This window comes from Rubinisphaera margarita (genome assembly GCF_022267515.1).
In the GTDB taxonomy this organism is placed as follows: domain Bacteria; phylum Planctomycetota; class Planctomycetia; order Planctomycetales; family Planctomycetaceae; genus Rubinisphaera; species Rubinisphaera margarita.
On record NZ_JAKFGB010000009.1, the window covers coordinates 207,161 to 225,825 of the forward strand.

The window sequence follows — 18,665 nt, forward strand, 5'->3', positions numbered from 1 at the left end:
CACAGACGCGATTCACTCAACCAGCCCGCAGAAGTATGGCGTGCGATCGACGTGCGGCAGAACCTGCGGCTGGTAAATCGTGGTGAACGCCTCGGCTGTCTTGTGAACTTCCCAGGCTTCCTTCGTCTCCCAGTGCTCGCTGAGCAGGAAGTTCTGCGGATCGTTCTGGTCGTGGTAGACTTCGAAGCGAACGCAACCGGGCTCCTGCCGCGAAAGGCGGCCGGCCTGGCGGAGCAGTTCCTGCATTTCTTCCACGCGACCGGCTTCGTGGACTCGCAGCACGACATTGATACAAAACATTCCGACGTCTCCGGGGTATCAGTGGACTCTCTTGAGGGCAGCATCGGTTGGAGAGGCGTGGAAAATGCCAGCCGTCCCCGCTAAAACGGAACTTTCCGGCGCACTGTACTGCGCTGAATTTCAGAGTTCCAGCGGAGCGTCCTGTGACCGAGTCCATTCTGGCCGCCGATGTCGGCAATACGCGGGCCAAGTTCGCGCTGCTGAAACGCGCGTCTGATACAGCACTCCCTGAACCACTGCAGACCGTCGTCTGGAACTACGATCGCCCCTTCTCTCCGACTCTCCTGCAGAACCTTACATTCGACCGGTTCGTGATTGCCGGCTCGCATTACGGGCATATCGATGAAATTGTGCAGGCCTGGCCGAATCAACTGCCGCAGCCTCGAGTGATCCGCTCGGCTCGCGAGCTTCCGATTGAACTGCAGGTCGATGCCCCCGATCTCGTCGGCGTCGATCGCGTGCTCAATGCGTTGGCCGCTCGCTGCGAACAGCCAGGCGTCCCGGCGATTGTCATCGACTCCGGCACCGCCACCACAATCGATGTCGTTTCCGAAGCCGGGGTGTTTCTCGGCGGCGCGATCCTGCCGGGCTATGAACTTTCCGCGCATGCTCTGCACGACTACACCAACAAGCTCCCCCTCATTCCGCTGAAAGACATTCTCGGCGACACCCCGGAAGTGATCGGAAAGAACACGTACGCCGCCCTCCGCAGTGGACTCATTTGGGGACACGTCGGAGCCGTGAACGAAATCGTGCAGCGAATCACCGCCGAACTGCATTACGACTCGGCTTCAGACCCGGCGATTTACCTCACCGGCGGAGCAGCCCCGCTCCTGAAAGACCACCTCGGCAAGACCGTTCGCGAACGCCCGCAATTAACCCTCCAGGGACTCGCCCACATCGCCAGTCAACTCCCGTAGGGACCGCTGCGCAGACGCGGATTGCGCGTTCCACCATAGTAGACGATCTCTGCTTCACTCAACTTCGGTCGCGGCAACAAACCTGATCGCCGACCGACTAGACTAAGCTCGGCTTTCCGAGCCAGTATCGCGGTGGATTGAAATCGAGGGCTCCCAAAGCATGGAACCCGCATTTCACTCTGGCCCTCTCCTCAGGGGGCGAGGGAACTCGTGTTCGCTGGCGATTTCCTTACCTCGCGGCAATCCGATCGAGAAGGGTCTGGCGAACGGTTTTCGGGTCCGCGCCTTTGAGTTCCTTCATCACCTGGCCGATCAGCGGGCCGACGGCCTGTTGTTTGCCGCCTTTGACATCGTCGACAATCTTCTGATTGCGGTCGAGGACGCCATCGACGATCGCTTCGATGGCTCCGGTATCGGTCACCGGCTTCAGGCCCTTCTCATCGATGATCCGGTCGACGTCTTCCACCACGGGAGTGGAGTCGGGGTGAGCGAGGAACTCGGCGAAGACTTCGCGGCCGCCCTTGTTCGTCAGGTCGCCGGAGACGATCTTCCCGAGAAGTGTTCCGAGCACCTCGGCTGGAATCCAGAACTGACCGATCGTCAGGCCACGGTCATTCAACTCGCGTTGAACGTCCTGCGTCACCCAGTTGGCGGCCTGTTTGCCGTCGCCGCAGGTGCGGGCCACGGTTTCGTAATACTCGGCGTACTCGCGGCCCTGGTCGACAATCACGTTGGCATCGTAGGCCGACAGCTGATATTCCGACTCGAACCGCTGCTTCTTGAGCGAGGGGAACTCGACCAGTTCGTTGCGGATCTCGGCCAGAAAAGTGTCGTCGACCGTAATCGGCACCAGATCGGGATCCGGGAAGTAGCGGTAGTCGGAGGCTTCTTCCTTGCCCCGCTGAGCGAACGTGGTCCCCTTGTCGGCGTCCCAGCCGCGAGTCTGCTTGGCGACATCGCCGAAACGTTCGCCGGTCTTCTGCCAGTGCTTGAACTGCCGCGTGCTTTCGTGCTGAATGGCCGCCTCGACGCCGCGGATGCTGTTCATGTTCTTGATCTCGACAATCGGCGTGGCGATGACCGAACCGTCTTCCTGCGGAATGTGCAGGTTCACGTTGGCATCGCAGCGGAGGCTCCCCTCCTGCATGTTGCAGTCGGAGACGCCGAGATAGGTCATCAGCAGACGCAGCTCTTCAAGATACTTCCGGGCTTCGAAGGCCGAGTTCATGTCCGGCTCGGAAACAATCTCCAGCAGCGGCGTGCCGGCCCGGTTCAGGTCGACCAGGCTGTCGCCGCCGCGGCCCGATTCATCGTGCATGTTCTTGCCGGCGTCTTCTTCGAGATGGACGCGGTTAATTCGCACCCGTTTCTTCTCGGGCGACAGATCGGTCTCGACGTCGAGATACCCGTTGCTGCTGAACGGAAGATCGTACTGGCTGATCTGATACCCCTTCGGCAGGTCGGGGTAGAAGTACTGCTTGCGATCCCATTTGGTGAAGCGGGCAATCTCGCAGTTCAGTGCCATCGCCGAACGCACGGCGAGCCGAAACGCCTTGCGGTTCATCACCGGCAACGTCCCCGGCAGGCCGATGGTGACCGGATCAGTCTGCGTATTGGGAGCATCCGGGTTGAAGCGATTGATGCAGCCGCTGAAGAGCTTCGTCTCCGTCAGCAACTGAACGTGAACTTCGAGACCGATGACAAGCTTGTAATCTGACATATTCTCAGGGCATTTTCACAGGGAATTCGAGCAGGAATCGCCCGTCAGTTTAGATCGCGACGGGGAGCGCGGGCAACCGAGCGGCGGCTGGGCCGGGTTCCGCGATCTCCGCAGTTCCGCCGCTTAGCGATGTGCAATCGTCATTCTAGAGACACGATTCGAAACGAAAACCCATTCCTACTGTTTCGTGCAAGCTGGCTACCGACGAATAAGCGCTTTGTTGAGAAAAGGACGGTCTCGAAGGCTTCAACGGTCGCCGAGGCTTGAGCTCGGCGAAACAGTGTGATCGAATATGAGATCTTTGGCAAAGATGCATGCTGGCGTCCGCTCGGAGTGAACGATTGTTGCAACGCATTCCCTAGATGGTCCCGATGTGCTATCCCAGGCCGAATGTTGTCACCAGCATAAGCAATACAGCCATAGGAGTACCGGTGGTGATGAGTATAAATCGTCCGATCGTACCGGTTTTTGCATTGGCGTAATTCACAAGGAAATACCATGAGCATCGACTGGTTATCACTACTTATTGGTGCCAGCCCGCTGTTGATAGGCATCATTCTTCGGTTTATCTTGGACATGAGGATCTATCCCAAGATAATCAAAGGGCTTAACTGGACACCGGTTAGAGGCATATTTCGCGCTAACCCACCCAATTTGCGTGGCGAATGGGACGTTTACTGGGAGAGCAGCAGCAAGAATTTTCCCAATACAAATGATCGTCACAAGACTGCAAGAATTTATCAGCTCCACGATCATTGCTATGCAGACTATGCAGCTCTTGACGAGCGGTACGTCATGACGGGAAAGATTGAAGGAAATTACATCACGGGAATATGGTATAACCCCAATGATCGACATGGGTACCGAGGAGCGTTTCAGTTGAGAATTGTCAGTTCCAAGAAGCTGGAAGGGCGTTGGCTGGGTTTCTCGACGACAGAACCGTCAATTAATTCAGACAAGTATACGTGGACAAAGAACCCAATATAGGCCGGTTAGCTGATTTTAGAGGCCACAAAACAAGTGGGGGGGTGAAGCTCCTGCCATGCTTCTCAGCTCTAAACGATGATGTGGGTAGTTCAAACTCGCATAAAACATCTACCGGAATCACAAGATCCACACGCACAAATGAGAATCGCCATGAAAAAGTCCGTCTTACTCGCAGTCCTTCTGGCCTGCTCCATGACTTCACAACCCACCATCGCCGCTCCGCCGCTCAAGGACATCACCTTTGCCACCGTCAACTCGCACGAGTTGAAGCTCGATCTTTATCTTCCGAAGGACGCGACGGATCCGCCGCTGGTGGTGTTTATTCATGGGGGCGGGTGGCGGAACGGGTCGCACAAGCGGTGTCTCACGCCCTGGCTGACGGATCATGGGTTCGCCGTCGCGAGTATCAGCTATCGGCTGACCGACAAGGCGGTGTTTCCGGCTCAGGTTCACGACTGCAAGGCCGCGGTGCGGTGGCTGCGGGAGCATGCCGGGGAGTATGGCTACAACGCGAAACGGATCGGCGTCGCCGGGACTTCGGCGGGGGGCTATCTTGCGGTCTTTCTCGGCGTGACCGGTGGGGACGAGGAGTTCGAGGGAACCGTCGGCGGCAATCTGGCGCAGGACTCGACGGTGCAGGCGGTGGTCGACTATTACGGCCCGACCGACTTCGTGCTTCGCTCAAAGAACCAGCCACACAAAACCGAGAAGCCCGATTCCCCGGTCGGCCTGCTGCTCGGAACGCCGGCCAGCGCGGACCTCGACCTGGCCCGCCGCGCGAGCCCGGCCTTTCATGTGTCCGACGAGGCAGCTCCGCTGCTGATCATTCATGGCGATCAGGACAAGACGGTGTACCTCGATCAGTCACAGCGGCTCGAGGAGGAATACCGGACGCTGGATCTCGACGTGACGCTCGAAGTCGTCGAAGGGGGTGGCCACGGGGGAGATGCCCATTTCACGAAAGCGTATCGGGACAAGGTCGCGAAGTTTCTGGAGACGCATCTGAAGGCGGCGAAGTAAACCGCTGGCGAGGAGGGTGGAATCCGATGACGTCTTGTCGATTCTGTTTTCTGCCTGACCACTCAGGCAGAGAGGTCACTGAGAGATGACTGCCCTGCGAAGCTGACGAACGTCTTTGACAAAGGAGCTGTGATGCGAAGGTTGATCGTTGTTGCCGCCTCGCTGTTTGTGACCGTCGTCATTGTTGCTTCCACGATGCGGGCCGAGGTTCTTGAAGCCGCGGGTGCTGGGAAGTCGCTGGACTGTGCGCTTTACACGAAGTTCTACCAGCCGAATGAACATGGAGCGTTCTTCCTTCCGGCCGAGCTGAAGTGGAAGGTGATGCCTCGCTATCAGGGGCGAAACGCAGACGGCTCGTCATTCGTCGATGACCGCGTGACGCTGGTGCTGCAGGACACAAAGCGAGGCTTCTGGCCGTTCATCGCGAAGATGGATCTTGAAGAAGCCGAGGCGTTGCAGGAAGCGTTGGCGGAGGTGGTTGCCGAGAAGAAAGCCGGGGACAACGAGGGGAAGTAAACATTGAACTGAGGAATCGGATGTTGAGTCAATCCAGGGCGGCGGTGCTTTATGTCTCCGTTTTTCTGACTGGGTGTGCTGTCGTGCTCGGAACCGCGTACTACAGGGCATCGGTCATTCTGGCGGATGAGACAGCGCGGGGTGAGCCGACAATGGGCCCGGGACTTCATCTGTTGACCGGAATCCTGGTCGCGCCGTTAGGGGGACTTGTCGCCATCAGCCTGCTACATCTTTTCCGTAGAATACGGGGCCGGCGTTGAGCGACTGAATTTCCTTCGGCGATGTGCGATTCGACGACCTCTTGCGAGCATGCGTAATCCGCTGAAGCTCAAGAGAACGACGCAAGTTCAGGCGAGCGGCCGATGCGTTCTCCTACGGCTTCGCCGCCCTGATCTCAGAGCTATCACGGCCACGCTTCAGGTTAAGGCCTGTGAAGCACGACACGCACATTTCGAGAGGGAGACCTCTGGGTGCAAAATGTGGACTTCTACATCATCGACCTGAATGACGGACGATTCTTCGTCGTCAACCACAACACATGAGTCGGAGGACGTTTGAGAGAGTCTTTGTCTGCCCCGCAGGAATTCCCGCCGGGACGCTGTTCATCCACAGACAGGAATGTCTGTGCCACTGGTCGTGGGTAACGGGACCGGTGGCTGAAGCAGGTTCCTGTTACATCGGGGCTTGAAATCCCATGACCTGGAAGCGGGCGAGGTCCATGGGGGTGGTGATTTTGACGGCGGCGATCTGGTCGTAGCCGATCATGACTTTGCGGGCGCCGTGGCTGTCGGGGGTGTCGCGGTCCATCAGCAGGATGCCGCCGGAGACGAGGTAGTTGCTGAACTGCATCGATTCGCCGAGCTTGTTGACGACGAGCCCCTTGCGGGGGATCGATTCGGGCCAGCTTTCAAAAACGTTCCGCCAGTGTTCGGTCATGTCCATGACGTGTGCTCGCTTCGAGGGTGATCGTGCCGGGGTGCGGCGGGATTGGTCTACTTGATTGCGAACCATCAGGAGGCATCGCGGTTGAATCAACCGGGGCGCCGCTTCTTCAAACGTTCAGGAGACGGAAGCCGGTCCCGCCGGTCTTGAACCACGGAGACACGGAGGTCACAGAGACATTATTGACAGGGGCATCCGGGACCGTCTCAGGTTCGAAGCAAGTCGTGCGTTGCTTTGAGTGAGATCGGACTGGACGACTCTCTGGGCCCTCTGTGTCTCGGTGGTGAACGGTGTCGATGCCGCCGTCTTGCTGGAATACGGCTGCATCGACCGAGCCTACTGGAGTTGATTAAGCCGCGAGGCGGCGAGTGGTGTTGAGCTCTTCGCGTTCGCAGGCGGTATCGACGACTTTCAGCACGGCGTCGGCAACGAGGTCGATGTCAGCCGTGGTGAGTGTCGGGTGGACCTGGAACATCAGGCTGCGGTCGCCGAAGGCTTTCGCGTTCGGCAGGCGTTCTTCCGGTGCGAGCAGGGTGGTCTGAAACGCTTCTTCCAGGTAGATCTCGGCACAGCTGCCGGAGCCGCAGTTGATTCCTTCGGCCTGGATTGCCTGGATGACACGATCGCGACTCCAGCCGGCCTGCAGCTGCGATTCGTCCAGATGAGCGTAGAACTTGTAGTAGCTGTGATAGGTGTCTTCCGGAACTTCGGCGACGCGAAGAGCATTCGATTCGGCGAAACGCTGGCGGAAGCGATCGGCGTGAGCCCGGCGGGTTTCGATCCACTCGGGGAGACGTTCCAGAGCGATGCGGCCGATGACGGACTGCATCTCGGCCATCCGCCAGTTCGTGCCGAGCGAGTCGTGCAGGAAGCGGAAGAGACCGTTGTTCTGTCCGTGCTGGATCTTCTGCAGATTCTTGCCGTGATCCTTGAAGGACCAGGCGACGCGATGCAGGAAGTCGTCATCGGTCACAACGAGTCCGCCTTCACCGCCGGTCGTGATGATCTTATCCTGGCAGAAGGAGTAGGCGGAGATGTCGCCCCACTTGCCGACGGGGACGCCTTTGTATTTCGCGCCGTGAGCCTGAGCGCAGTCTTCGATGACCTTGATGTCGTGCCGGCGGGCCAGATCCATAATCTGATCCATCTCGCACGGGCGGCCAGCCATGTGAACGGCGATGATGGCGCGGGTGTTGCGGTTGATCAGCGGCTCGATCGTGCCGGCGGTCAGGTTCTGTGTTTCGGGATCGATATCGGCGAAGATCGGAATGCCGCCCCGCATGGTGACGGACGACGCCGTGGCGACGAACGTGTGCGAAGGAACGATGACTTCATCGCCGGGCCGCAGATCGATGGCGTACAGAGCCAGTTCGAGAGCGACGGTGCCGTTGGCGACGGCGATGGCGTGCTTCATGCCGAGCGATTCAGCGTACTCGGCTTCGAACTTCCGGCCCTGCTCGCCGGTCCAGTAATTCACGCGGCCGGAGCGGAGCACATCGGTCACGGCGTCGATCATTTCTTCATCGAACACGGGCCAGCCGGGCAGGGGGTCGGTGCAGTGTTTCGAGCCGCCTTCGATGGCCAGTCTGTCAGCAATTCGTGAAGCCGTCATGGAATCCTTCCCTGTGTCGTAACTTCTGCCAGGCATTCGGCTGCGAGCTGGTCCTTCAGCTCACCCGTAGCCAATGGGGCGTGGGAATCTACGACAGGAGCGGCAAAGCGTCAAGATTGGTTCCTCGGATCGGAAAGTCCCGTTGCCCTGTTCTCGGGGAACCGCAATAATCCATCCACTATGACAACCAGTGCGACCGCTACCGATCCCCAGACCGGGACTTCCGTTCCCGCCAGCACCCCGGCGACTCCGCAGTCGCCCGGCGTTTCCGTGCCGGTTTCGCGCTATTACGTGTTCTTCGCGATTCTGATCTTGGGCACCTTCTGGGATCTCTACAGCAAAGAAGTTGTGTTCCGTTCCCTCGGATATCCCGGCGGAACATCGACGTGGATGCAAACGTATCTCAACGGCTGGGTGAAGTTTCAGCTGCATACCAGCTTCAACGAAGGAGCCCTGTGGGGCATCGGACAGGGTTATACGCAGGTCTTTGCCGCGTTGTCGGTAGCTGCCGCGATCGGGATTATCTGCTGGCTGTTTGTGTTCCGAGCCGCCCGCAGTCTGTGGCTGACAGTCACCATGGGCCTGGTGATGGCCGGGACGATGGGCAATCTTTACGACCGGCTCGGCCTGCATGGCTGCGAAGTGATGGGCCGGGAACTGTTCGCCGTTCGTGATTTTCTCGCGTTCACGTTCGGAAACTACCACTACCCGATCTTCAATTTCGCCGACGTCTTTCTCGTGACCGGCGCCGTCATGCTGGCGATCTTTTCGCTGTTTGTCGATTTGCCGGAGAACAAACCGGCCGACAAAGCGACTTCGCCAACTCGCTAGAGCCAATTCAGAACTCGACTGCTGGCGTTTGCAGGAGCAAACTCAGTCTGGCAGGGGATTGGCGCCGATGCGACTGCGGGAAAATGCTCTAACGACAATCGGGCTCGGTTGTTTTCGCCATCTTTTTGACATCGCTCTGCTGCGCACTAGGTTTGAGCAGAGATTCACATGTTGACGTCAGTAGACATGCCCTTCAGCGATCGGAGGCGTGTGTCGAACGATGTGATGAAATAGCGTCCGTCGTGTGGATCCCATGCCTCCCCCGAAGAGCTGCTCCACAGAGAGAACCTCATGCCGGCTACCTTGTCCCATCCTGAGCAGTCCCGGGCCCCGGCTCCGGAGCGAATTCGATCTGAACGTCCGTATGCGAGCCGCATCGTCATCGACGACCAGATGTGGGCGGAAGTCATCGAGAATCCGGCGGACCTGCAGAGTTATCTTCAGGGCTGGAACGAACTGGCTCGGGCAGCCGTGGTTCCCAACGTTTTCTACGAGCCGTGGTTCCTCCGACCGGCCATCGAATATCTACATTCCGGAAAACCGCTGCGGTTTGTGTTCATCTACCGGAAGAACAAGCGAATCTCCGATCCCGATATCCTGTGCGGTTTCTTCCCGCTCGAACGGACACGAATCAAACTCTTCCCGGCCGAGAGCTGGCGGCTCATGACAGACAGTTATCTGTATCTGTCCCAGCCGCTCCTGCACGTCGAATACACGAATGAAGCGGTCCTCGGTTTTCTTCGCTGGGCGCGGCTCGCTCGCATTCCGTTGATTGAACTCTCCCGGTCTCGAGCCGAAGGTCCCTATCTGCATGCGTTGACGACTGCCTTCCGTCAGCTGGAGATCACCCCGTTCATCTACGAACAGACGACCCGTGCCCTCCTCGTCCGTGAAGACGGGCCGGCCGTCGTCTCGCAAAAGCGGGGCCACTATCGCCGCGATATCCAGCGACGTCGTCGGCGGCTGGAAGAGAATGGCGCGGTCGAAGTCCGCTATTTGAACAGCAGCGATGACCTCGAGGAGTGGCAGCAGAATTTCCTGCGACTGGAACGAGTTGGCTGGAAGGGAGAATCCGGAACGGCCATCGCTCTGCATGAGAACGAAACTCGGATGTTTCTCGAAACAACAACCGCGGCCATGCAGCAGGGACATCTGCAGATGCTGGGGCTGTACTTCGAGGGAGCCCCGATCGCGATCAAATGCAATCTCTGTTCTGAAGAAGGCAGCTACGCCTGGCGGATCGCCTTCGATGAAAGCTATGCCAGGTACTCTCCCGGGGTTCAACTCGAACTGGACAATATGGAGTGCTTTCGTCGTACTCCACTGAAGTGGATGGACTCCTGTGCGACGGCCGACCATCCCATGATCAATCGGCTCTGGCCGCATCGGCTCGGGCTGCAGTCTCTGTATGTGCCGACCTGCGGGTTGCTGTCGGACATCTACTGCAGTACGCGGCCTCTGCTTCGAATCACAAAACGCCGGCTGAAAGCCCTGCTCGGGCGAAGATAATCGTCTGATCCCGTTTTCCTACATTCCTGACAACAGAGCTCTGTAGCTCTAGAAGAGCGGTTCCATGATTGATGCCGTCCAATCGCCTCCCGTTGCAGAGTCTCAAACCGGCCAGTGGCTCGGCTGGAATCGCGAGGAGTTCGAACGTTCGTTCGCGCGACGTCCCTTCACGATTACGCATCACCTGACCGATCATCCTCTCTTTCAGGTCGAGCGCCTCCTCGAACTCGCCCAGCAACTTCCGTCCGATCAGATCGAGTACAACGCCGGCAAACTGCCGGTCTCGATTTCCCACGACGAAACCCCGATGAACGGGCTCTCTCCGGCAGAAACGATTCGCCGGATTGCCGAGTGCGAATCGTGGCTGGTGATGAAATACATCGAACGCGATCCGGCCTACGCTCAGTTGCTGCAGGAATGTCTGGAGCAGGTGAAGCCGCTGACCGAGACGATTGCTCCGGGCATGATGAAGCCGCACGCGTTTGTGTTCATCACGTCGCCTCGCTCCGTCACGCCGTTCCATATCGATCCCGAGCACAACTTCCTGTTGCAGATTCGCGGCGACAAGGTTGTCCGTCTGTACGATGGCGGCGACCCTGAGATTCTCAGCGACATCGAACTGGAGAACTTCTACTGCGACCGTGGACGCAATCTGGTGATGAAGGACGAGAACCGCGATCGCTGCTGGACCTTCACGCTCAAGCCGGGCCAGGGGCTGCATTTTCCAGTGACCTTCCCGCATTGGGTCGAGAACAGCGATGAGGTCTCGGTGTCGTTCAGCATCACCTTCCGCACGCCCGACCTCGACAAACGCCGGGCGTTGTATCGGACGAACTCTCAGCTCCGCAGCCTCGGCCTGACCCCTCAGAAGCCCGGCCAGAACCGCCTCCGCGACGCCGCATTTTATCAGGCGTTTCGTACCTGGCGCAAAGTGTCCTCGTTAATGGGAAAGTAGAGTGCGTTTTGACGCGCCAGGCCAACGTCAGGCGTGAGCAACCCTCAACGTCGCGGACTGGAAGACACCTGCGCGACTGTCACGAGTCGGAGCGTCGCTCTGATGGGGCGTCGAGGCGCAGGGTCTATCCCATTGCCAGCGCCAGAATCACGGCAGTCGTCAGCACGACGGCTCCGGCGACGCGAACGAGCATCAGGTGGACCGGAACGGTTGCTTCGGCTCCGCCCCAGATTTTTGCCGACGCCCAGGCAAACAGCACGCCCCACAAGCCGCGGGTGGCGTAGACGATGTTCACGCGCGTGGCATCGCCGAAGATCGACAGTGTGCTCACAATGAAGATCGCCTGCATGCCAATCAGAGCGGAGCCGATCAGCAGCGCGGGTCGCACCGCGGCATCCTTCAGCGCATGCGGCTGGAAGTGTCGCAGGAAGACGACCGACATCAGAGCGACCATCCAGTAAACGATCGGCAAAAAACGACCGATCCCCCACTGCGGCGCCCACTTCTGAACGAGGACATCGAAGTGAGCAAACGACATCGCTGCACAGAGTGCAAAGCCGATCGCGAGCAGCAGTTTCCTGCGATTTCCCCCGGGGCTGGTCCATTGAATCATGGCGATGCCGAGCACCGCCAGAGCCGCCGCCAGCCACATCGTCAGCGATAACTGGCTCGCGGTGAGAAACGTGACGAGCACCGCGACGAACAGCACCTTCACACCAAAGACCGGGGTCGCGACAGAAACATCGCCCCGTTCGATTGCCAGAAACGTGAAGCTCAGCCCCATGGTATAAAGAGCGGCCACGATGGCTGGCTGCCAGAGCATGGAAAGCGGCTGCATCGTACCGCCGACGAACCAGAAGCAGGTGAAGAACAGAGCCGCGAACTGATTCGACAGAAACGCCACGGTCCACGGATTGATCCCGGCGACGGTGGTACGTTTGACGAAGATCAGGCCGGCCACAAACAGCAGGCTGGCCGTAAGTGGCAGAAGCAGATGGAACGGAAAATCAGTCAAAATGAAGCCTGAGGCAAAAGGCGGGAGCGAGCGGTGAGAGTCGGAAGGCGGAGCCGGGGCACCCCGACCTCCGTATTGTAGCACTCCCAGTCCGAGGTAAAGCCTCATTGGAGCATGAGAACATCCGGGGTGCCGCTTGCATCGCGAACCCGTGCAAGCCTGCCGGGAGGATTGCACGTCTAACACGGTCATCGTGGCGATGGCTAAAGACGCCCGTGGTGCGGGATTGATCCTGATTCCCGGAGTCGGTAGGGTGACATCTGTTCTTGTCTATACAAACGCCTGAAAGGCTTTCGGAGGATTTCCCGTGTTTACGCGATTTCTGTTCGTTGTTCTCTGTCTGGTTGTTGCTCCTGCTCTCGCTGCGGAACCGGCCTCACTGGGGGTGGAAGTGATCGAACTCGCGACGGTCTATGACGTCCTGAGAGAAAAGGGGTTCGATTTGCCGACGAAGTCCGGCCTGATCGTACTGCACGTGACCCCGAACAGCCCGGCGGCGAAGGCGAAAATCTCTCCGGATGACATCATCCTGAAGGTGCAGAGAACTACGGTCCGCACGATCGACGACCTCAGAACCGCTCTGGAAGGAACGGCAGGAAAGGAGATTGACCTGAGCGGTTACGGATCGACGATCATCCGCGGGAAACAGCGGTGGCGGCGGGGAGATCTCCGCGTGACACCGGCGACGCGGGAAGAAATCCTGAAGGGAGCAATGGTCCAGACCGCCGATCCCATCAAGGGCCTGACGTTTTGGAAGCACGCGAGCGCCCCGGAGTTTCTTAATTCCCGTACGGCGGTCTACTGCTACATCGCCGAAGAACAGGGAGCTCCGACGCTGCGATTGAAGCTTCAGTACGTTGCCGACGACTGGCTATTTATCAAATCGCTGGTGGTCCGGGCGGGGGCGGAGAACTTCACCATCGACCTGTCGGGATTCTCTGATGTTGAGCGCGACAACTCTGGGGGCAAGATCTGGGAATGGCACGATCGGCCAGTGGGCGCCAACGAAATGGCGATGTTACGGGCCATGGCGACCGGCGGAAATGCCATCATCGCCTTTAATGGGAACCAGTACCGCAAGGACTTCGAACTGGACGACACGAGCCGTCATGTGATCTCGGAAACCCTTGAACTCTATGACATGATTAACACCGCCGAGTGATTTCGCCCCCGTCCCTCACTTGTCCCTTCTTGCTTAATGAGCATATCCATGGTGATGTCGAAATGCCGCGAATGCGGTGTCCCGGTTTCCACAAGAGCGAAGTCCTGTCCGAACTGCGGATATCGAGAACCATTTTTTACCCCCGCCCGTGTAGTTATGATTCTTGTCGGACTAGTGTTTATCGCGATGATATGGGCCCAGGAAAGGCGGAATCGCGAAATCGACCGTATTGCCGAACAGCAGATGACGCGAATTCAGACCAAGCCCGCAGCAACGGAACGCCTGCTGTACGCCTCGGAGTACACAGGCGGACCGTGGCCATTTACCTGTGATCCAGTCATTCTGAAATGCTACGGACTCGGTTCCGGAATCCTGACGGTCAGCTGCAATGGTAAGGAGTACGCACTTGCTGAGGGTGCAACAGCAGCGGGATTTTCTGACGTCCTGGAGATCTATCCGCCCGGGAAAGTCGGGCTCAGTATGATCACTCTCTACGCGGGAGCTCTTTGCGAGTGACTCGAGGCATCTGCGCCTCTCGAAAAAGGTCTTTCGCCCACACGTCCGTTGACGTGTATTCCTCGCACGAATTCGAGCGGCATGCTCAGTCTATTGCGAGATTGGCCCATGGCACCCAGCTTTAGGTTTACGGCCTTTACGGAGATAACTCGACCAGCAGGCGTTCGATGAGGATGCGGGGCGGGAGCGAGCTTTCGCCCTTCATGCCGAGGTCGGCTTTCGCCAGCAGATGCGGGATGCGTTCGGCTCGCTGGCGGCCCAGTCGGCGGAGATAGGTCTCGGCAGCCGGGATGTCGCGGGGGAAGACCCCGGCCGATTTGAGAGCACTGTTCAGATTGCGGGTCCTGGCCGAGGTGCGGACGGCCTGGACGAGTTTGCGGTAAACAAACGAAATGCCGCCAAGCAGTTTCTGCGGCGCTTCGCCGGCGGTCATCAACTTGTTTAACTCCGTGAGGGCGACATCGAGTTCGCCATCGCGGACGGCGTTGATCATGTTCCAGGTCGTTTCGAGCCGCCATCCCCCGACAAGAGCGCGAACATCTTCATCGGTGATCTTCTTGTTGTCGCCGACGTAGGACGACAGCTTGTCGAGTTCGCGATCGAGCAGCCCGATCGACGTGCCGGCCAGTTCGAGCAAGAGAGCCACGGCTGAGCGCGAAATCGACTTTTCGTACTTCTGCTGGGCATGCGAGACGACCCAGCTCGACAACTGAGCGCCTTTGAGTTCGCCGCATTCGAGCGACAGTCCGGTTTTCTCGACCTTCTTGGCGAGCTTCGTGTTCTTCGGCCAGCTTTTCACGTCCAGGACGAGCAGCGACGATTTGGCCGGCTTGTCGGCGTAGGCTTCCAGACTGCTGCGGTTGGCCGACACGAAATCGTCGGCGGCATTGATAACGACCGACCGCTTCCCGCTCCACATTGAGATTGTCTTGAGCTCGTCGGAGACGTTCCGCCACTCGGCTTCGCGACCTTCGAGTGTCGTCGCCAGTTCCTGAGCCGACTGGGCATCGCCGTAGATGCTGGTCAACAGCAGTTGCAGCGACTGCTGCTTCAGATACCGTTCCGCACCGTACAGGACGACCACGGGCGGGATCTGATCGATCGATTCTTTCGCGATGAATTCAGTGGCAAGCATAGGAATGAGGTAGGGGCTGGAGCATCCCGCTCGTTTCGTGTGGCACTGGCTCGGCCCGTGCAGGTTGTTTCCGTTCAAAATTCTGAGAGCACTGGCAGGGCCAGTGGCATGCGGGGGTTAGTTGGTCTGCAGATTCAAAAGGCTTTCCGATTCCTCGGCGAGCAGTCTCTGCCAGGCGAGTTGTCCGAACAGTTCCGGCTCCTGGATGCGGTACCTCAACTGCAGTTGATCGACAGCGATTCCGGTCAGCTCTGCAAAAGATTCCGTCACCAGCCGTCCGACCCGCTCGCGAAGTGATAACGTTTCCCCGGCGTAGACCGTCTTCCCGCTACAGGCGAGAGTATACACGGCGGCATCGTCTGGCAGTGCCAGGGTGGTAACCGATTTCAGCGGCACGATGCTTCGTAGCGACTTTCCGAGCCGTCCCTTGTGAGCCACCTTGAGAATTCCAGCCCGTTCCGTAACGGCCAACAGTTGCCGCGAAATCATCAACGCTGCCCAGCGATACTGAAACGGCTTGAAGCCCGGCGTGAGGGCTTTGGCTCGTTCATCAAACTGTGTGGCCAGATCCGGGTCGCAGAAAATCTCTTCGAGATGCGTACTTGCCGTTTCGCGAAGCAGCGACTGCAGAGCCATTTCGCTGGCCGCCAGATAGGGGTCTGCAGCGGTCCAGGAAAAGTCGGTCTGTCTGGTTGCAGGGAGATCGGCCAGCTGTCCGTTCTGTCGAAGTTGAAGCAGCAGCAGATTCCACGTCAAGGGGTCGCCGATGACGTTGTGCTGGCGGCAGGCCTTGTGAAAGGCTTTGGTTAATTTGGGATCGAGCAGGACGCGGTCGATCGAATATCCGTCGTGGGACTGGCCAAACGCATTGCGAATCCCATGATACGTCAACTGAAGTTGAGCAGAGTCGGGCTCCGCCGATTCCACTTGTTCGGTGTTGCGAGTCTTTCGAGCCGTTTTCTTCGCCCACGTTCCCGGTGCACTCATCGTCGGCTCGGCGGAACCATCGAGGGCATCGCCCCGGCAAATCTGTTCCAGCCGAGTCGTTCCCCGTTCGACGTAATCGTCCGAAAGCTCGAACCCAAGATAGTTGCGGCCGAGTTTCTTGGCGGCAGCCAGTGTCGTCGCGCTGCCGGCGAACGGGTCGAGCACGAGTTCATCTTCCCGGGAGCAGTAGCGGATGATGCGGCCGAGAAGTTGTTCAGGCATCTGGCAGCCATGAAAACCGGCTCGCTCTTTGAACGTCCCGGCGACGCGCGGGAAGTACCAGGTATCTTCCGTGGAGCTGAAGCAGGCTTCGAGATCCTGTGGGCGAAGTGTCCAGGTGCGATTGTCGTCGGGTTGAAACTCGCCGGCAACTCCAGCCGGGCGAATGATCCAGGTGTCATCCGGCAGGCGACCGGTCGGATTGGCTCGCTTGTCGTTGTAAACGAGCTGGCGGGCGGACGGGATGCGGTTTTCGAGCTCATCGCCCCGAAACGTGAACTGGCTCGGATCTTTCACGAAGTAGAACAGATGGGCATGCGACCGGCTGAACTTCTGTTTGCAGTTCACGCCGAACGTGTAGTACCAGATGACCCAGCTGCGGCAGTGAAAGCCGATCTCCTGAGCCATCAGCTTGAGTTCGGCGGCGTACTCATCGCCAATGGCCAGCCAGAAGGTGCCGTCGCTCTTGAGGACGTTGTAAACGCCGCTGATCCACTCGCGGGACCATTCCAGATACTGGTTGCGTTCGAGGCTGTCTTCGTACTGGTCGTACTCGTAGCCGATGTTGAACGGCGGGTCGGCGAAGACCAGGTCGACGGACCCGGGCTCCAGAGCCGCCATCCCGGCTACGCAGTCCTGCTTCAGAATCGTATTGTGCACGGTCTGTTCGGTCTTCACTCCGGTTCTCCTCCGGGACGGCATTCTAGCGGCAAGTCGGCGCGAGCGCAACGGACGGGCAGGCGATTTCCCTTTCTTGCAGCCTGATCCCTCGGTTCTCATACTTGGAAGAGAAGGGGGTGTCTGTCGAAGATGGCGGCGCCGCTTCATCAGGCCACGTTAATCGCGAAATCTCTCTCGCTTGGAATTCTCCAGATGGACAAGATCGACGCTCATCACCACTTCTGGGAGCTTTCCCGCTTCGATTATGCCTGGCTTCGAGCCGAGGACAAGCGGGCAATCTGCCGCGATTTTCTGCCGGCGGACCTGAAGCCGCATCTTGAGGCCTGCGGCATCAGCAAGTCAATTTTCGTGCAGACCCGGCACGAGCTGGCCGAGAATCGCTGGGTGCTCGATCTCTGTGAGCAGAACGATTTTCTCGCGGGAATCGTCGGCTGGGTCGATCTGCAGAGCCCCGACTGTGAGGAGCAGCTGCTGGAGTTCAAGGATCACCCGAAGTTTCTCGGCATCCGCCACGTGACACAGGACGAACCGGATGACGATTTCATTGTCCATCAGAAGACGTTGCGGGGCCTGAAAGTGCTGGAGAAGCACCGGGTTCCGTTCGATCTGCTGTTTTTCGTCAAGCACCTGCGGCACGCTCCGACCGTGGCCATGCTCTGCCCCGAGCTTCCCCTCGTGCTCGATCATCTGGCGAAGCCGCGGATTAAGGATCAGGCGTTCGACGACTGGGAGGCCAATTTTCGAGCCGCCGCGAACTGCGAGAATGTCTACTGCAAACTCTCCGGCATGATCACCGAAGCCGACTGGGACGACTGGAAACCCGCCGATCTGAAGCCGTATATCGACATCGCCCTGGACGCCTTCGGCCCGGACCGCCTGATGTATGGTTCCGACTGGCCGGTCTGCGAACTGGCCGGAAGCTACGAACAGGTCCACGCAGCCCTTGCCGAGAACATCGCGGACCTCTCGGAGACTGAACAGCAGCGGATCTGGGCGGGTACGGCAGCGGAGTTTTATGGGATTGAGCTAGCCACAGTCCGCTAAAGCTGTTCGCAGTCAGCGTCAATGACATTGCCGATGGCCCGAATGAGATCTCGCACCCGTTCTGGGGGAAGTGCTCCGATTTGTCCGTCGAGATCATTCTTGACCACGAGCGAAATAGTCTCGGCCTGAGCGACGCAATCTTTTGTGAACCCAAACTCCCCTTTGAGGAACGGGACACAGTTTGGAAGCTGGGATCGCAGTGTGAATTTGGTGGAGGTGCAGAAGACGGCGAGCAGGTAATTCCCGCGGTTCAGTTCTTCGCGAGAAACAATCACAGCGGGCCGGGCGCCAGCGGAGGTCCGAACCATGTAAACATCGCCCTGATTCATGATTAGAACGAGTTCTCAGACGCCCAGGTGTTCCGCCCACGTCGAGCAAGTTCAGCGATGGCGTGAAGGTCGTCATCGTTCTGCTCCTCATCGAGAAGGGAGGCGAGCACGATCACAATCTCTTCTCCGAGCTCGGGAGAGCTCACTCGCACCGATTCGCCTTTTCTCAGCAATTCGATCTGTTCGGCCGTTAATGTCATATCGTACCTTTCTGAACTTCCGATTCATTGTTGCCAGGCATTCCGGGCGGTTCAATAGTATTCCG

The 18,665-nt window shown here is 58.6% G+C and carries 19 protein-coding genes; 10 read left to right on the top strand and 9 right to left on the bottom strand.

What is annotated here, in order from left to right:
* Window positions 1–12: 12 nt before the first annotated feature.
* Window positions 13–300, bottom strand: a complete 288-nt coding sequence (locus L1A08_RS04170) for a putative quinol monooxygenase (RefSeq protein ID WP_238754542.1) — start codon at window positions 298–300, stop codon at window positions 13–15.
* A gap of 143 nt (window positions 301–443) precedes the next feature.
* On the opposite strand from L1A08_RS04170, the gene L1A08_RS04175 reads away from it, so the two are divergent.
* On the top strand, window positions 444–1,220 hold the full coding sequence (locus tag L1A08_RS04175) for a type III pantothenate kinase (RefSeq protein ID WP_238754544.1): 777 nt from the start codon (window positions 444–446) through the stop codon (window positions 1,218–1,220).
* Window positions 1,221–1,449: 229 nt separating this feature from the next.
* Here the strand turns inward: L1A08_RS04175 and gatB are convergent, their stop codons facing one another.
* On the bottom strand, window positions 1,450–2,940 hold the full coding sequence (gene gatB, locus L1A08_RS04180) for an Asp-tRNA(Asn)/Glu-tRNA(Gln) amidotransferase subunit GatB (protein ID WP_238754546.1): 1,491 nt from the start codon (window positions 2,938–2,940) through the stop codon (window positions 1,450–1,452).
* 498 nt (window positions 2,941–3,438) lie between these two features.
* On the opposite strand from gatB, the gene L1A08_RS04185 reads away from it, so the two are divergent.
* From L1A08_RS04185 to L1A08_RS04195, 3 genes are all read left to right on the top strand, one after another.
* A complete protein-coding gene (locus L1A08_RS04185; RefSeq protein ID WP_238754548.1) occupies window positions 3,439–3,927 on the top strand; it encodes a hypothetical protein in 489 nt (162 codons plus the stop codon).
* A gap of 150 nt (window positions 3,928–4,077) precedes the next feature.
* Window positions 4,078–4,947 (top strand): alpha/beta hydrolase, encoded by an 870-nt coding sequence (locus L1A08_RS04190; RefSeq protein WP_238754550.1) that lies wholly within the window; start codon window positions 4,078–4,080, stop codon window positions 4,945–4,947.
* A gap of 132 nt (window positions 4,948–5,079) precedes the next feature.
* Window positions 5,080–5,463, top strand: a complete 384-nt coding sequence (locus tag L1A08_RS04195; RefSeq protein ID WP_238754552.1) for a hypothetical protein — start codon at window positions 5,080–5,082, stop codon at window positions 5,461–5,463.
* 672 nt (window positions 5,464–6,135) lie between these two features.
* Here the strand turns inward: L1A08_RS04195 and L1A08_RS04200 are convergent.
* Together L1A08_RS04200 and L1A08_RS04205 are read right to left on the bottom strand one after the other, a co-directional pair.
* On the bottom strand, window positions 6,136–6,405 hold the full coding sequence (locus L1A08_RS04200; protein WP_238754554.1) for a hypothetical protein: 270 nt from the start codon (window positions 6,403–6,405) through the stop codon (window positions 6,136–6,138).
* A 349-nt stretch (window positions 6,406–6,754) separates the two neighbouring features.
* Entirely contained in the window at window positions 6,755–8,017 is a 1,263-nt protein-coding gene (locus L1A08_RS04205) for a DegT/DnrJ/EryC1/StrS family aminotransferase (protein ID WP_238754556.1), read from the bottom strand.
* A 180-nt stretch (window positions 8,018–8,197) separates the two neighbouring features.
* Between L1A08_RS04205 and L1A08_RS04210 the strand changes: the two genes are divergently transcribed.
* The 3 genes from L1A08_RS04210 to L1A08_RS04220 all read left to right on the top strand — a co-directional run bounded on the left by L1A08_RS04210 (window position 8,198) and on the right by L1A08_RS04220 (window position 11,312).
* Entirely contained in the window at window positions 8,198–8,848 is a 651-nt protein-coding gene (locus L1A08_RS04210; RefSeq protein ID WP_238754558.1) for a signal peptidase II, read from the top strand.
* Between the two features lie 291 nt (window positions 8,849–9,139).
* Window positions 9,140–10,357, top strand: coding sequence for a GNAT family N-acetyltransferase (locus L1A08_RS04215; RefSeq protein WP_238754559.1), 1,218 nt, complete (start codon window positions 9,140–9,142; stop codon window positions 10,355–10,357).
* Between the two features lie 64 nt (window positions 10,358–10,421).
* Window positions 10,422–11,312 carry a cupin-like domain-containing protein gene (locus L1A08_RS04220; RefSeq protein ID WP_238754561.1) on the top strand — a complete coding sequence of 297 codons (891 nt, stop codon included), beginning with the start codon at window positions 10,422–10,424 and terminating at the stop codon, window positions 11,310–11,312.
* A 124-nt stretch (window positions 11,313–11,436) separates the two neighbouring features.
* Here the strand turns inward: L1A08_RS04220 and L1A08_RS04225 are convergent, their stop codons facing one another.
* Window positions 11,437–12,327 carry a DMT family transporter gene (locus tag L1A08_RS04225; protein ID WP_238754564.1) on the bottom strand — a complete coding sequence of 297 codons (891 nt, stop codon included), beginning with the start codon at window positions 12,325–12,327 and terminating at the stop codon, window positions 11,437–11,439.
* A gap of 307 nt (window positions 12,328–12,634) precedes the next feature.
* Here L1A08_RS04225 and L1A08_RS04230 point away from each other — a divergent pair, with 307 nt between their 5' ends.
* Together L1A08_RS04230 and L1A08_RS04235 are read left to right on the top strand one after the other, a co-directional pair.
* The gene (locus tag L1A08_RS04230) at window positions 12,635–13,489 is read left to right on the top strand and encodes a PDZ domain-containing protein (protein WP_238754566.1); all 855 of its coding nucleotides are present in this window, start codon (window positions 12,635–12,637) and stop codon (window positions 13,487–13,489) included.
* 243 nt (window positions 13,490–13,732) lie between these two features.
* On the top strand, window positions 13,733–14,005 hold the full coding sequence (locus tag L1A08_RS04235) for a hypothetical protein (RefSeq protein WP_238754568.1): 273 nt from the start codon (window positions 13,733–13,735) through the stop codon (window positions 14,003–14,005).
* Window positions 14,006–14,141: 136 nt separating this feature from the next.
* On the opposite strand, the gene holA is transcribed toward L1A08_RS04235, so the two are convergent.
* Complete coding sequence (gene holA / locus L1A08_RS04240) at window positions 14,142–15,140, bottom strand: DNA polymerase III subunit delta (RefSeq protein WP_238754571.1); 999 nt, start codon at window positions 15,138–15,140, stop codon at window positions 14,142–14,144.
* Window positions 15,141–15,257: 117 nt separating this feature from the next.
* Window positions 15,258–17,024, bottom strand: coding sequence for a DNA-methyltransferase (locus L1A08_RS04245; RefSeq protein WP_238754573.1), 1,767 nt, complete (start codon window positions 17,022–17,024; stop codon window positions 15,258–15,260).
* A gap of 195 nt (window positions 17,025–17,219) precedes the next feature.
* Here L1A08_RS04245 and L1A08_RS04250 point away from each other — a divergent pair, with 195 nt between their 5' ends.
* Window positions 17,220–18,071: an amidohydrolase family protein gene (locus L1A08_RS04250; protein ID WP_238754576.1), complete on the top strand. Its 852-nt coding sequence runs from the start codon at window positions 17,220–17,222 to the stop codon at window positions 18,069–18,071.
* On the opposite strand, the gene L1A08_RS04255 is transcribed toward L1A08_RS04250, so the two are convergent.
* Window positions 18,068–18,400: a type II toxin-antitoxin system PemK/MazF family toxin gene (locus L1A08_RS04255; RefSeq protein ID WP_238754577.1), complete on the bottom strand. Its 333-nt coding sequence runs from the start codon at window positions 18,398–18,400 to the stop codon at window positions 18,068–18,070. The genes L1A08_RS04250 and L1A08_RS04255 overlap by 4 nt on opposite strands.
* A 2-nt stretch (window positions 18,401–18,402) precedes the next feature.
* Window positions 18,403–18,600 carry a hypothetical protein gene (locus L1A08_RS04260; RefSeq protein ID WP_238754581.1) on the bottom strand — a complete coding sequence of 66 codons (198 nt, stop codon included), beginning with the start codon at window positions 18,598–18,600 and terminating at the stop codon, window positions 18,403–18,405.
* Between the last annotated feature and the right edge of the window lie 65 nt (window positions 18,601–18,665).

Coding starts and splice junctions, on each gene's coding strand:
- L1A08_RS04170 (WP_238754542.1), bottom strand. CDS start 300: ATGTTTTGTATCAATGTCGTGCTGCGAGTCCACGAAGCCGGTCGCGTG.
- gatB (WP_238754546.1), bottom strand. CDS start 2,940: ATGTCAGATTACAAGCTTGTCATCGGTCTCGAAGTTCACGTTCAGTTG.
- L1A08_RS04185 (WP_238754548.1), top strand. CDS start 3,439: ATGAGCATCGACTGGTTATCACTACTTATTGGTGCCAGCCCGCTGTTG.
- L1A08_RS04190 (WP_238754550.1), top strand. CDS start 4,078: ATGAAAAAGTCCGTCTTACTCGCAGTCCTTCTGGCCTGCTCCATGACT.
- L1A08_RS04195 (WP_238754552.1), top strand. CDS start 5,080: ATGCGAAGGTTGATCGTTGTTGCCGCCTCGCTGTTTGTGACCGTCGTC.
- L1A08_RS04200 (WP_238754554.1), bottom strand. CDS start 6,405: ATGGACATGACCGAACACTGGCGGAACGTTTTTGAAAGCTGGCCCGAA.
- L1A08_RS04205 (WP_238754556.1), bottom strand. CDS start 8,017: ATGACGGCTTCACGAATTGCTGACAGACTGGCCATCGAAGGCGGCTCG.
- L1A08_RS04210 (WP_238754558.1), top strand. CDS start 8,198: ATGACAACCAGTGCGACCGCTACCGATCCCCAGACCGGGACTTCCGTT.
- L1A08_RS04215 (WP_238754559.1), top strand. CDS start 9,140: ATGCCGGCTACCTTGTCCCATCCTGAGCAGTCCCGGGCCCCGGCTCCG.
- L1A08_RS04220 (WP_238754561.1), top strand. CDS start 10,422: ATGATTGATGCCGTCCAATCGCCTCCCGTTGCAGAGTCTCAAACCGGC.
- L1A08_RS04235 (WP_238754568.1), top strand. CDS start 13,733: ATGACGCGAATTCAGACCAAGCCCGCAGCAACGGAACGCCTGCTGTAC.
- holA (WP_238754571.1), bottom strand. CDS start 15,140: ATGCTTGCCACTGAATTCATCGCGAAAGAATCGATCGATCAGATCCCG.
- L1A08_RS04250 (WP_238754576.1), top strand. CDS start 17,220: ATGGACAAGATCGACGCTCATCACCACTTCTGGGAGCTTTCCCGCTTC.
- L1A08_RS04255 (WP_238754577.1), bottom strand. CDS start 18,400: ATGAATCAGGGCGATGTTTACATGGTTCGGACCTCCGCTGGCGCCCGG.
- L1A08_RS04260 (WP_238754581.1), bottom strand. CDS start 18,600: ATGACATTAACGGCCGAACAGATCGAATTGCTGAGAAAAGGCGAATCG.